16 protein-coding genes and 1 other RNA gene are annotated in these 12,555 nt (G+C 33.5%); 14 read left to right on the top strand and 3 right to left on the bottom strand.

Annotated features, from left to right (window positions below):
* From OZD68_RS05960 to pheS, 3 genes are all read right to left on the bottom strand, one after another.
* Positions 1-814: IS4 family transposase (locus OZD68_RS05960; protein WP_275008717.1), on the bottom strand; the 814-nt coding region annotated here is incomplete at its 3' end.
* 218 nt (positions 815-1,032) lie between these two features.
* On the bottom strand, positions 1,033-2,325 hold the full coding sequence (glmU, locus tag OZD68_RS05955; protein ID WP_182309610.1) for a bifunctional UDP-N-acetylglucosamine diphosphorylase/glucosamine-1-phosphate N-acetyltransferase GlmU: 1,293 nt from the start codon (positions 2,323-2,325) through the stop codon (positions 1,033-1,035).
* Positions 2,326-3,369 carry a phenylalanine--tRNA ligase subunit alpha gene (gene pheS, locus OZD68_RS05950; RefSeq protein ID WP_182309611.1) on the bottom strand — a complete coding sequence of 348 codons (1,044 nt, stop codon included), beginning with the start codon at positions 3,367-3,369 and terminating at the stop codon, positions 2,326-2,328.
* 146 nt (positions 3,370-3,515) lie between these two features.
* On the opposite strand from pheS, the gene OZD68_RS05945 reads away from it, so the two are divergent.
* From OZD68_RS05945 to OZD68_RS05880, 14 genes are all read left to right on the top strand, one after another.
* Complete coding sequence (locus OZD68_RS05945; protein WP_182309612.1) at positions 3,516-5,216, top strand: hypothetical protein; 1,701 nt, start codon at positions 3,516-3,518, stop codon at positions 5,214-5,216.
* 67 nt (positions 5,217-5,283) lie between these two features.
* Positions 5,284-5,880 (top strand): riboflavin synthase, encoded by a 597-nt coding sequence (locus tag OZD68_RS05940; protein WP_151808045.1) that lies wholly within the window; start codon positions 5,284-5,286, stop codon positions 5,878-5,880.
* 57 nt (positions 5,881-5,937) lie between these two features.
* A complete protein-coding gene (locus tag OZD68_RS05935; RefSeq protein WP_015588828.1) occupies positions 5,938-6,528 on the top strand; it encodes a CvpA family protein in 591 nt (196 codons plus the stop codon).
* Between the two features lie 124 nt (positions 6,529-6,652).
* Positions 6,653-6,982: a transfer-messenger RNA gene (gene ssrA / locus OZD68_RS05930) on the top strand.
* A 23-nt stretch (positions 6,983-7,005) separates the two neighbouring features.
* Positions 7,006-7,443: a ClpXP protease specificity-enhancing factor SspB gene (locus OZD68_RS05925; protein ID WP_006279412.1), complete on the top strand. Its 438-nt coding sequence runs from the start codon at positions 7,006-7,008 to the stop codon at positions 7,441-7,443.
* A 200-nt stretch (positions 7,444-7,643) separates the two neighbouring features.
* Positions 7,644-7,862: a hypothetical protein gene (locus OZD68_RS05920; protein WP_006279413.1), complete on the top strand. Its 219-nt coding sequence runs from the start codon at positions 7,644-7,646 to the stop codon at positions 7,860-7,862.
* Positions 7,843-8,136, top strand: coding sequence for a type II toxin-antitoxin system RelE family toxin (locus tag OZD68_RS05915; RefSeq protein ID WP_306700832.1), 294 nt, complete (start codon positions 7,843-7,845; stop codon positions 8,134-8,136). Before OZD68_RS05920 ends, OZD68_RS05915 begins: the two co-directional genes overlap by 20 nt.
* 102 nt (positions 8,137-8,238) lie before the next feature.
* The gene (locus OZD68_RS05910; protein ID WP_182309613.1) at positions 8,239-8,460 is read left to right on the top strand and encodes a hypothetical protein; all 222 of its coding nucleotides are present in this window, start codon (positions 8,239-8,241) and stop codon (positions 8,458-8,460) included.
* Positions 8,441-8,752 carry a type II toxin-antitoxin system RelE family toxin gene (locus OZD68_RS05905; RefSeq protein ID WP_182309614.1) on the top strand — a complete coding sequence of 104 codons (312 nt, stop codon included), beginning with the start codon at positions 8,441-8,443 and terminating at the stop codon, positions 8,750-8,752. The genes OZD68_RS05910 and OZD68_RS05905 overlap by 20 nt, the downstream gene beginning before the upstream one ends.
* 83 nt (positions 8,753-8,835) lie before the next feature.
* On the top strand, positions 8,836-9,057 hold the full coding sequence (locus tag OZD68_RS05900) for a hypothetical protein (RefSeq protein WP_006279415.1): 222 nt from the start codon (positions 8,836-8,838) through the stop codon (positions 9,055-9,057).
* Positions 9,048-9,281, top strand: a complete 234-nt coding sequence (locus OZD68_RS05895) for a type II toxin-antitoxin system RelE family toxin (protein WP_182309615.1) — start codon at positions 9,048-9,050, stop codon at positions 9,279-9,281. Before OZD68_RS05900 ends, OZD68_RS05895 begins: the two co-directional genes overlap by 10 nt.
* A 317-nt stretch (positions 9,282-9,598) precedes the next feature.
* Positions 9,599-9,877, top strand: a complete 279-nt coding sequence (locus OZD68_RS05890; protein ID WP_182309616.1) for a YggT family protein — start codon at positions 9,599-9,601, stop codon at positions 9,875-9,877.
* Positions 9,878-11,992, top strand: coding sequence for an FtsK/SpoIIIE family DNA translocase (locus tag OZD68_RS05885; RefSeq protein WP_182309617.1), 2,115 nt, complete (start codon positions 9,878-9,880; stop codon positions 11,990-11,992).
* A 154-nt stretch (positions 11,993-12,146) separates the two neighbouring features.
* A complete protein-coding gene (locus OZD68_RS05880; protein ID WP_182309762.1) occupies positions 12,147-12,311 on the top strand; it encodes a hypothetical protein in 165 nt (54 codons plus the stop codon).
* The last annotated feature ends 244 nt before the right edge of the window (positions 12,312-12,555 follow it).

Below are 12,555 nucleotides of genomic sequence, written 5' to 3'. Positions count from 1 at the left end.
TATACTGTTCTTCAGTTAGTTTCTGACATATAATTCTTACTCTAATTTTTGCTTCTTTTCCTAACAATACCTCGTTTTCTAAAAATAACTTATCCTCTAAACATTCTAATAACTCCATTTTTTGATTTGTTTCTACATCATATATGTTGGTATCGGATTTATAACGACTTATGAAATAAGCTCCTATTTCATTGATTTGTTTAAAAGAACTTGGCACAAAATAACCGAGATCAGATATTAGCAAATCATTGCTTAATATATTACTTAAATGTTTCCTATATCCCTGGTCTGATCTTACCCACTCCGTTAAATTAAGTTGGTCTATTATCTGATTCATGTAGTCGAAAACTAATTGTAACTTTATTCCAGACTTAGTATTGCTTTCATAGCCACTGTAGCTAGTACCATAACCTTTATACATCTCTTCCATACTGTTAGGTAGAGTAACATAGCTACTGTCCAATAATTTAACACTATTAAATTGCTGTAAGATTTTGCAATCAACTTGCAAGATATTTTTAAAGAGAATCACAGATTCATTATACATCCTTTTCATAAATTCCACTGCTTCTTCAGTAAATCTAAAATCCAAACCTTGTTTTGTTATATCTATCGAGTCCTCGTTTAGTAATTGACACATTGTTTCTACGCTACAATTATCAACTCCTATATTACCCAAGACCATGGCTTTTACGCATGATGAACCTTTTAGCTTTCTCTTTCTTTTTATAAACCTTGTTGTAATTGAGATTTCCTCTGCTTTTTCATTAAAAAATTCTTTGAGCTTTTTTGATAAGCAAGTTATTTTATTCATTGGTTCTCTCACTAAAAGTATATCTTGGAGAACTTATACCTTATTATTCTATCTCTTTCATACCTTTATTTCCTTAACTTGACGCTTATGGTTATGATAAGTGGGCTGGCGGAGTTTGTCAAGGAAGTTTTTTTGTTTCTATTCCCAATAAAAGTTTGTTATATGGTTATGCAAGAAGTCTAATATTAAAAATGACACAACAACATAATTAAATTAGACTACTTTATTCTCTTAGTTACTTGCTTTTCTCTTGCTATTGCAAGGCTTTTTTCTGGTACATCCTCAACTATAACACTACCTGCTGCAATTACAGATTCATCATGAATATTAAGCGGCGCAATTAGTGAGCTATTGGCGCCAACAAAGCAATTGCTCCCTATATTCGTTTCATGTTTATTTTTCCCATCATAATTACAAACAATAGTGCCTGCTCCTATATTACTCTCCTGCCCTACTTTAGCATTTCCTATATAACTTAAGTGTTTTATTCTAGTGTTTTGACCAACTTCACTTGTTTTCACTTCCACAAAATTTCCTATTTTTGCCTTATTACCAATTGTTGTGTTTCCGCCTATTCTGGTAAATGGACCGACCTCAGCATTACTTTTAATTAAGCAGTTTTCTAAATGCGAAAATGGCAGTATTTTCGCACCAGACTCTATTTTCACTCCAGTACCGAAAAAAACATATGGGTAAATAACTGAATCTCTGGCAATTTGCGTATCAGGAGAAAAGAAAACAGTCTCTGGTGCAACAAGCGTTACTCCGGAGTCGGTAAAAATTTTTCTTTTATTTTCTTGAAAGTAAAACTCAGCTTTTATAAGGTCATTTCTGTTATTTATTCCCGTTGCTTCTTCTCCACCGGTAATAACGTAACCGACATTTAAATTACTCTTCACTGCAATGGAAACTATATCGGTCAAGTAATATTCATGAGTTGAGCTATTGCACTCTATTTTCTCCACCAATTCACGTAAATTCTTTGCACATGCAACCATTATTCCAGCATTTGCAAGAAATTCTTCATGATTATTTTTATCACTCTTTGCTTCTACGATTTCTCTTAAGGAACCATTCTCAGTAATTAACCTACCGTATTCTTTATTGCTTGTCCTAAAACCTAGGCAAACTAGAGCCTTGCCTTCTAAATAACTAATCATTTTAGTTATTGTGCTGCTTTTTATGAGCGGAGTATCCCCATACTGCACAACAACTATGCTTGAATCTGGCAATTCTCTTATGTTTCTCATCGCAGTTTTGACCGCATCTCCCGTGCCAAGTGTTAATTCTTGTGTAATTAACTGTATATCCTTAAAACACTTTAGTCTTTCAATTAAAGGCTGATCAACTACAACAGCAATATTTTCAGGATTTAACTGTTTTGCATTGTAAATGACATGCTGGAGCATGGAAAAACTGCCTATTTTGTGTAGGACCTTAGGCAAATCTGAATTCATCCGCCTGCCATGCCCTGCAGCAAGTATAACGAACGTATGAGTTTTACTTATCACTTATCTTAAAGATGAAAAATGAAAACCGTAATGATCAAGCCAGCTGATTTTGTTGTCATAAAAGCTCCTCAAGTCGCTAATTTGATATTTTAGCATTGCAAGCCTTTCTATACCAATGCCAAACGCAAAACCGTTGTATTTAGTATGGTCTATTCCAACATTTTGAAATACATTTGGATGCGTCATACCGCATCCCAGTACTTCTATCCATTTACTACCTTTATAACTTATGTCCACTTCCGCAGAAGGCTCGGTAAAAGGGAAAAAACTATTACGAAAACGTATCTTCAGCCCTTTATCGCCAAAGAACTTATTAAGGAAGTGATGAATAGTAAATTTTAACTGGCCCATATTGACATTCTCATCGACATATAACCCCTCTATTTGATGGAACATAGGGGTGTGAGTTGCATCAAAGTCGTTTCTGTATACTCTACCTGCGGCTACTATTTTAATTGGGAATTTCTTTGTTTTTTCCATGGTTCTAATCTGTACAGATGAAGTGTGAGTGCGCAGTACCATTCTTTTATCGTTTATTTTATTCTTTAAGTAGAAGGTATCTTGCTCCTCTCGTGCAGGATGATGACTTGGAGTATTCAGTGCATCAAATACATGAAATTCATCTTCAATATCAGCGCCATCAACTGCTTTAAAACCCATATGTGCAAAAATAAGCTTTACTTCATTTATAACCTTACTGAGTGGATGGACCTTGCCCATTTTTTCTGGTCTAACGTGCAACGTGATATCAACTGCCTCGTTCTGCAATTTAAAGTTAACTTCTTCTGTTTTTAGCACATTTTCCCTATTCATGATAAGATGATCTATCTTATCACGTAAAGCGTTAATCACTGCACCTAAATCACGCTTTTTCTCTGCATTTTCTATCTTTTTTAAGTTATCAAAATACGCTCTAACTACACCATTTTTTCCCAAATATAATAGCCTAACTTTTTCTAAATCTTGCAAAGAAGAAGCATTCTCAATTTTGGAAACTGCTTTATCTTCAAGTGAAAGTATGTCATCTAATAACTCTTTATTCATCTTAAAAACGCTGGCTTAAACTTTCATTATAGTGAAATTTTAAATATCATCAACAATCCGAAAAATTGCCCTATTCTGATTATTAATTTATTGACTAATTAATCTTTTTTATTTACCTTTGCATTGATGAATTTGCTGTATCAACTATGCACAACAGTAACACTGAAACTAAGAATAAGTATAAAATAGAGGATTTACCTAAGCTCTTTAAGGAAAAATCCAGAAACATAAGTAAAGCATTTTCTAGCGAAACAATTAAGATCAGTGCTATTCGCTCGAGAAGTATTGAAAGCAATATACAAAAATTTTCATTTGAGCTAACAGCAACAGATAAAGACACCTTTAATATAAGATTATTTCGAATAAACCCTTTAATTGATTTTTTCAAAATCTGCCTTTCACGGGAAAAAAAATTTACAGCCAACATAAAAGTGCCCAAAGAAAGCAGTGAACTATATAATAACTACTGTAAAACTAACAGTTATAAAACTGTAGAAGAATTCGTAAATAGTGCTCCGCCTCAAATCCTTCTGCAGGGCACAACGATAACGCTACAAACAGACGTTGAAAACATTAACCTGGACAACTTGTACCAAATCGAGTTATTTCTAAATGAAAAGCTACAACATGCAGAAAAAACTGAAAATGAAGACAAAAAAGAACAGAGTGAAACTAACCAAAAAAATGCACAAAATAAACAAATCGTACCAGTTACAGGCCTGTTTGGCTATAATTTAACAAGTAGTAAAAAGCAAGTGATGCGGGTTCCAATAGTTGTTGCTGCAATGCGTGACAATTTTTTTTGGTTTGGATCTTCTTTTCGGCTATCCAATTTTTTTAATACAATACAATTCTTCTTTCAACAGCCACCAAAACTGTCCATACGAAACCAGATGGCTTTGACTTACCATCCAACACTTCAAGAGACAAAACAGGACAAGGTAACACAAAAAGATGGAATCGACGAAAGAAGAATAGAAGACGTCACAATGCTTATTTCTGATTTCGGTCAAACTACTTCGCACACAGAGTATTTTAAGGCTAACAGAAAAAAGAAGTCAAAAAAGCAGACCAAAGAACTGTCAGAGAAAGAAAAACCATTAGCCATAAAACAAGCACAAAATGATGCTAGAGTAGCTATGATAGATAACCAAATTGAGCACAGGGGGAAAAAACTCGATAAAATATTTATTGAAGTGATGAGTGGATACAAAAATCAAGATCCAGAAACATTTTGCAATATTTTCAGCTCAGTATTCAATATTGTTTACTTTCAAGATAAACAATTACATGCAATATTAGAGCCAGGCGAAATATCAGAAGTATTACAGATACTCGAAAGGCCACAACCTCTTAGTAACTCACTTTTAGGTAAAGAATATTTACAAAAACAAGTATATAGAAAAAAAGAGCAATTGCTTAAATTAGTTTCAGGTGTTTATATACAACAACCTTCTCCACAACATGAAAATACTCCTCATAAATCTACAAACCATTTACCAATTAAAGATCTTTCACCAGCAACAAATGAAGCTAAAACTCTACCACCTACTAACATTACACTCAAATCACCGTTAAAAACTGTATTTTCCTCAAAAAAGGCTTATTTTTGTCTATTTATAATAGTAGCATCTGCATCAACACTTTGCTTATGGCATTTTCCATTAGGAAAAGTGTCAATGTTAAAAGGATTAGTGCCACCAGAAAAAATCGAAAGTATTGGGTTAGCATTGAACATAGGGTTGCCAATATTAATCGCGCTGTGTATTTTGAATTTAGCTCGCTTTATATATTCTGAATATTCTATAGAATCTATTGAACAGAACAAATCTCCTTCTCGCATTTAAACTTACCCAAAATGTAAACAAGTTGTCCTAAGAGATCTTTCATGGTAAAATTATTTATTTTCACCATATGTTTAAAGGAATTATCACGGATATCGGGACTATAACTGATACTACCACTCACTCCAACTCTGATCAAATTTTCCATATCAAGACACAAAATTTATCCTCTATAAATAAAGGAGATTCAATAGCTTGCTCTGGTGTGTGTTTAACTGTTGTTGATATAATGAGCGATATATTTACAGTCCAAGCATCTCAAGAAACTATGAAGGTTGCTAACTTAAATACGTGGAGAATAGGAAAAAAAATAAATCTCGAACAAGCAATGAGATTAAGCGATAAGATCGATGGCCACCTGGTTCAGGGTCATGTTGATGGGATAGTAAAATTTTTAACAATTAATCAAAATTTAGATTCTCATGAAATCAAACTATCGTGCCCACAAGAATTAATTAAATTTGTTGCAAAAAAAAGCTCCGTTACACTAGATGGGGTTTCCCTCACAGTGAATTCAGTTATTAATCAGGAATTTACAGTAAATATCACTCCATATACATGGGAAAATACAACTTTTCAGTACAACAAAGTAAATGATTATTTGAATTTAGAAATTGACATGATCGCTAGGTATTTAGATCAATTGATGCAGCATAAATACAATTAATTTTACAACCTTGTTATTTACAACTATTATATCTTGAAAACCATATAGATATAAAACATGCTTTTCGATAGCCTCATTATCTTCATTGTTGTTCTATGCGTAATAATCTCGGTAACTAGAGGCTTTATAAAAGAGCTGTGCGCACTAATGTTTCTATTTTTATCGGTCTTTCTGACAGCTAATCACTATGATTTTTTCACTCCAAATTATAGTAAATATTTTGATTCTAAAGTTACACTAAACATACTTTCTACAATCTCTGTATTTATTATACTTAATCTTATATTCATGATAATAAATAACTGGCTAATGTACATATTATTACCCATAAGGTTGGGGTTTATCGATAGAGTTACTGGAATCTTTCTCGGAGTGCTTAAAGGAATATTGCTCTCTTATGTATTATTTTTTGCTGTGCACTTATATTGCTACACAGTATATGACAAAAAAGAGGGAGAGTATAAAATAGAAGCAGAAGACATATTGCCTAATTGGATAATAAATTCACACTCTTATCAGGCTTTATTTGTGACAGCAGAAGAAGTAATTGACATGTATGTACCAGAGTCGTTGATACTAAAAATAAAAGAGATCGGTGGAGAAATGGTTGATCAAGAAAAACCTAAAAACAATAAAAAAGAAGAGTAAATATTTATTTATAAATATTTTCATTGGGAGTATTCAAAAAGCCATATGTGTCAGGTTAAGAGCACAGAATTTTTTACTGGAAATATTAATTTTGTTTTAGCAATAAATCAACTTAAGGTCATAATATCTTGACATTTATTTAATGTTGCTATATAATAGCTATGTACATTTTGTGTACTATAGCAATAAAATTACCTTGTAATAGGTGTATTGGACCCGAGGGCAGTACTCGGCGCCTCCACCATGTTTTTTAATTATACGGGGGCGATTAAGGATCGACATGCATAGTAAAGATGGTAGCTTTGCTCGGTTAGACACCACCTCTAAGAGTTCATAATTTAAATGCAAACGATAATTTTGCTGCTGAAGAATATCGTGTTGCTGCTTAATTTAGCACAACCGGTTTATTACTAAAGCACGGTTTAGGGAACGCCGGGTAACAGAAGTTCCCCCAAAATTTACGTATGTGAAAGTTATATGGAGCAAACAGATTACAAAAAACTGCTTAATTCTGCTAAGTTTCAAGTTATCAAAAAGACTTTAGATGTTATATCAGGTAATGGTTTTATCCCTCACTTAGAAATATTATTTTTCACATATTTTAATGGTGTGACCATGCCAGATCGTTTGAAAAAGTCATACCCTACTCAAATGCTTATTATATTACAGCATCAATTCTATGATTTAAAAGTTTCTGAGGATAAATTTAGCGTCAGTTTGAGTTTTCAAGGAAAACAAGAGCGAATTACTATACCGTTTTTTGCTATTAGTGAGTTTCGTGATAAAATTTCAGGAGATGTTTTAATATTTGACAAAATCAGTATCGACTCTGATAAAGAATACAAAAGTGAAAAATGTACTGAAAAACTATCAAACGGTAGTATTATATCCATAGATCAACTGCGTGATGAGTAACTGCTCATCTTTATAAACAAAAAATATTAATAGAAAAAAGTGGTCTAACTTAAGTAATAGAATAGAGGGTAGATAAATATGCTAAATCTTTAATTATTTATTAACGCAGGTGGCAAAATTTTTCTTACATATCATCAACTTCCTTTATTGAAAAATTCAGAAAAATGTTGTATAATTATCAGTGGACTTTGGTAAAACATATGACAGATTCAGGAATTAGTATAACTTTTGACCCAAAAACTTCACATAACCTTACTAAGTTAGCTGAAATCACCAAGGAATCCGTTCAAGAACTAGCAAAAAGGTTAGTCATCGAAGGAATCGAGTGCGAAGTAGAAGATATTGCGTTATATAAAACTATTAAGGAATGTGAGGATGTAGACTGGAACACAGTACTATCTGAAAGGGAGAGGACATAAACTGAAATACGATATTGTCTACTCAAAAAACTTTACTGAAAGAGATTTTCTAAATCTTCCAAAAACAATAAGATCAAGGATTACAAAAGCGATAAACGAGCGGCTTACAACTGATCCAATTAAATTTGGTAAACCATTACGTGGCAGGCTAAAAGGGTATAGAAGAATAAGGGTTAGTGATTATCGAATTATTTATACTGTAAATATTGCAAAACATAAGGTGTTTGTTGCTACAGCAGGACATAGAGACACCATTTATGAGAAGGCTACTTGATAAACATTAAATATATTTTTATACAGCCCTCCTTCCTTTCTTTATTGAAAAATTAAAAAAAATGTTGTAAAATAGCTATAGTAGTAGACTTTGGTAAAGCTTATGGTAAATTCAAAAGTTAGTGTAACTTTCAACCCAGAAACTTCGCAGCATCTTGTTGAACTAGCTAGAGCCACCAAGCAGTCTGTTCAAAAATTAACAGAAAAGCTAGTCAAGGAAGCAATCGAACTTGGAGCGGAAGATATTGCATTTTCCAAAATTATTAGGGAGTTAAATTCTGATGATGCAGAAGAAGTAGAGGATAGTGAAGACATCTGGAAATAAGCAGTACACCATTAAATATCTAAAGCATGTTCTTAAAAGAAATTTGCCTTCCTTGCCGGAAGATGTAGAGCCAAGTATTAAAGATGCAATAAAAGAGTATCTTGAGACTGATCCTATTGGTAACGGTGTGTTGCTACGCAAGAGATTAAAGGAACATAGAAGAATAAAAGTTGCTGATGATTATCGTATTGTCTACCGTGTAAATATTGTAAAACGTATAGTAATTATTGTTTCAATAGGACACAGGGACAATATTTACAAGGAGGGAATATTGGACCTACTGAAACATTAAATATATTTTTATACACCACTCCTTTCTTTATTGAAAAATTAAAAAAAATGTTGTATAATTATTAGTGGGCTTTGGTAAAACATATGGCAAATTCAGGCATTAACATAGCTCTTAGCGAAGAAACTTTAAAGCATCTTGCTGAATTATCTGAATTTACTAAACAGCCCGTTCAAGAATTAGCAGGAAAACTATTTAGAGAAGCAGTTGAGCTTGAAATGGAGGATTTTTTAGTATCTAAAATTTCTGATGAGCGTGATGTTGAAGGTGCAGAAACAGTTGATTTTGAAGATATTAAGTGGGATTAGAGCGTTACAAGGTTAAGTCTCTAAAGAGTGTTGTTGAAAAAGATTTACCAAACCTTCCAAAGACAATAAGGCTAAAAGTTCAAAAGGCTATAAAAGAACGTCTTACAGTTGACCCAATAAATTTTGGTGAACCACTACATCATAACTTAAAAGGACGTAGAAGGCTAAGAGTTGGTGACTATCGTGTAATTTACAGAGTAAATCAATTAGATCATATAGTATAGCACTTCTCGCAATAGTCCGAATAGGATAAGATATGTGCTTATGGCTATGGTAGAGCAGTAGCATATTATGATCTGTTCGGATTATTGTAAAAAGAGCTATAACTATCACAGAGATAGGACATAGAGATGATATTTATAAGAGATAAATATCAACATTAATATATATTATACACCCCTCCTTCCTTGTCCATTCTCTACTTTAGGTGGCTTTGCGCAGCTCAAAAAATGAAGTTTTTTTTGGTTCAGAAAAAACAACATTTTGAGTTTGAAAAGGCTAAATACTTGTCTTTTATATAACTTTCGTGTAATAGATATGTATGCATCCAATCATATATCTACTCAATACGTTACTTGATCTTTATAGCTTCATTCTAATATGTTGGGTTGTCCTAAACTGGCTGGTTAAACTTAATATGGTGAACATATATAATGAAACTGTCAGTAGCATAATGCACATCTTGAACCAATTGACATATCCACCACTAAAGATTATTAGAAGATATATACCACCGTTCAGCGGATTAGATTTATCTATAATGATATTGCTAATAACAATTCACTTTGTAAAATATACAGTAGCTTACTACTTTAGGTAGATGTTAAAAAAATATCTAAAATCAGCAATATATCTATCCCTTTTAATATATATATATATATCAGTTTTTAGCTATAACTATAAAGATCCTTCCTTAAACACGGCTACAAATGAGGAAGTGACAAATTTAGGTGGAATAGTAGGTTCATATTTAGCTGATATATTGGTTCAATTTCTTGGATTAACTAGTGTTACAATAGCTACAACCATAGTTTACTTGTTGATCTTCAGGCCAGCAAAAATACTGCTGAAAATTCTCTATTTAATATTAATCAATTTAGGGGTATGTGCTATATTACCACAACTTTCGCTAGGCATCACAGCAAGGTACAGACACAGTGGAATAATAGGGAATGCACTCGTTAATAACTGCCCGTTTTATGTATTTGTGATAGTAACATTAATAGGTCTTGTAGGATCTGTTGGTTGGAAGAGAACAATTTACTCTCTATTCTTCTTATGTAAAAAAATAGCTTGCTTATTTGTAAATGTTCCATTCTTCAGATCACATAAAACTGCTGAATATTCAGTTGCACCATTAGTAGTAGAAGAAAAACATAAAACTAAAATCACTACTAAACAACAACCAAAAGAAAGACAGAAAAAAGCCACCAAAGAAATTTTCAGTGAGTTCGAATTTCCAAGCATTCATTTACTTTCCAAAGCAGAGGAGTCTTTGCAGAGAAAACAGCTGAATGAAATGGAGAGCAATAAAAATTTATCTCTGCTGGAACAAGTCCTGAGTGATTTTGGCGTGCAAGGAAAAATTATCAGTGTATGCTATGGGCCGGTTGTGACTTTATACAAACTTGAACCACAAGCTGGTACGAAATCTGCAAGAGTAATTGGCCTTGCAGATGACATTGCACGTTCGATGAGTGCACTCTCTGCACGTATTTCAATAATTCGTGGGCAAAATGCTATGGGAATAGAGTTGCCGAACAAGGAACGGGAAATTGTAATGCTGCGTGATTTGCTTGAATCACCAGAATACCAAAATGCAAACTTAAATCTTCCAATTGCGCTTGGCAAAGAAATAAGTGGAAAACCAGTTATTGCAGATCTAACTAAAATGCCTCACTTGCTCGTTGCTGGAACCACAGGGTCTGGTAAATCAGTTGCGATTAACACTATGATTCTTTCACTCGTTTATCGATTAAGTCCTGACGAATGCAAGATGATAATGATCGACCCCAAAATGCTTGAGCTTTCAATATATGATGCAATACCACATCTAATAACGCCAGTAGTAACAGAGCCAAAAAAGGCTGTAGTCGCTCTTAAGTGGATAGTGAAAGAAATGGAAAACCGCTATCGCATGATGTCGTATTTGAATGTACGCAATGTTATAAACTATAATCAAAAAATCACAGAAGCGATGAATAGTGGAATAGAATTGGAGCGCGTTGTGCAGATTGGCTTTAACTCAACAACAGGCAAACCTCTGTTTGAAAAAATACCGATCAAGATGGAAACATTTCCGTATATTGTAGTGATCGTGGATGAAATGGCAGATTTGATGCTTGTTGCCGGCAAAGAAATAGAGTGCTCTATTCAACGCTTAGCTCAGATGGCTCGTGCTGCAGGAATACACATCATAATGGCAACACAACGCCCATCTGTGGATGTGATCACAGGTGTGATAAAGGCGAACTTTCCAACGAGAATCAGTTTTGCTGTTACTTCTAAGATAGATAGCCGTACAATACTTGGCGAACAAGGGGCTGAACAATTGCTCGGCATGGGTGACATGCTCTATATGGCCTCTGGTGGTAAGATCATTCGAGTTCACGGCCCATTTGTAAGTGATAATGAGGTGCAAGATATAGTTGATCATCTGAAAATGCAAGGTGAGCCAAACTACATGGAGGAAATCACTAAAGAAGATGAAAATTCTTCTACAGAGTCACACGATGAAACGGAGGATGAAGAAAATGACCTCTATAACCAAGCAGTGGCCATCATTCAAAGAGATCAAAAAGTTTCAACCAGTTACATTCAAAGGCAGCTTAGAATAGGCTATAACAGAGCAGCAAACATCGTTGAAAGAATGGAAAAGGAAGGTATTGTCAGCGCTCCAAATTACTCAGGGAAAAGAGAGATATTGGTTGAATAACAATCTTGTAACACCTTAATTTAAGTTTCCGCACTTTCAAAAAGCAAGTCAAACAAAATTATTAAAAGGTCAATACATAATGACAGTTAATTTAATAATAATTTAAACATTGGGAATGTAAAATTATAATATATTAATTAACTAGGGGGTTAAAATGGTAAAAGGAATTTTGTGCAATTGGTTAGGTGTAACAGAATTGCAAGAAAGTCAAAAAATTGATGCTGAGCAGTTTGAAAAAGTTTTTGGTGCATTAAAAGAATGGCAAGAAGCTCAAAAGATAGATGCTATAGCCTTTCTTATAATAGTCCGAATGCGATAAGATATGTGTTTATCGCTATAGCAGGCCAGTAGCATATTACGGTCTGTTCGGATTATTGTAAAAAGAGCTATAAACAGTTTGAAGAGGTATTTAGTGCATTAAAAGAATGGCAAGAAGCTCAAAAGATAGATGTTGAGCAGTTTGAAAAAGTTTTTAGTGCATTAGAAGACAAGATTGGTATAGCTCTTTTTACAATAATCCGAACAGATCATAATATGCTACTGCTCTACCATAGCCATAAGCA

It is taken from the genome of Wolbachia endosymbiont of Drosophila bicornuta, assembly GCF_028982105.1.
Taxonomy (GTDB): Bacteria; Pseudomonadota; Alphaproteobacteria; order Rickettsiales; family Anaplasmataceae; genus Wolbachia; species Wolbachia pipientis.
Note: the sequence above shows the minus strand (reverse complement) of the source record. Positions and strands in the feature narration are given on the sequence as shown.

Coding starts and splice junctions, on each gene's coding strand:
- pheS (WP_182309611.1), bottom strand. CDS start 3,369: ATGAATAAAGAGTTATTAGATGACATACTTTCACTTGAAGATAAAGCA.
- OZD68_RS05945 (WP_182309612.1), top strand. CDS start 3,516: ATGCACAACAGTAACACTGAAACTAAGAATAAGTATAAAATAGAGGAT.
- OZD68_RS05940 (WP_151808045.1), top strand. CDS start 5,284: ATGTTTAAAGGAATTATCACGGATATCGGGACTATAACTGATACTACC.
- OZD68_RS05935 (WP_015588828.1), top strand. CDS start 5,938: ATGCTTTTCGATAGCCTCATTATCTTCATTGTTGTTCTATGCGTAATA.
- OZD68_RS05925 (WP_006279412.1), top strand. CDS start 7,006: ATGGAGCAAACAGATTACAAAAAACTGCTTAATTCTGCTAAGTTTCAA.
- OZD68_RS05920 (WP_006279413.1), top strand. CDS start 7,644: ATGACAGATTCAGGAATTAGTATAACTTTTGACCCAAAAACTTCACAT.
- OZD68_RS05910 (WP_182309613.1), top strand. CDS start 8,239: ATGGTAAATTCAAAAGTTAGTGTAACTTTCAACCCAGAAACTTCGCAG.
- OZD68_RS05900 (WP_006279415.1), top strand. CDS start 8,836: ATGGCAAATTCAGGCATTAACATAGCTCTTAGCGAAGAAACTTTAAAG.
- OZD68_RS05890 (WP_182309616.1), top strand. CDS start 9,599: ATGCATCCAATCATATATCTACTCAATACGTTACTTGATCTTTATAGC.
- OZD68_RS05885 (WP_182309617.1), top strand. CDS start 9,878: ATGTTAAAAAAATATCTAAAATCAGCAATATATCTATCCCTTTTAATA.
- OZD68_RS05880 (WP_182309762.1), top strand. CDS start 12,147: ATGGTAAAAGGAATTTTGTGCAATTGGTTAGGTGTAACAGAATTGCAA.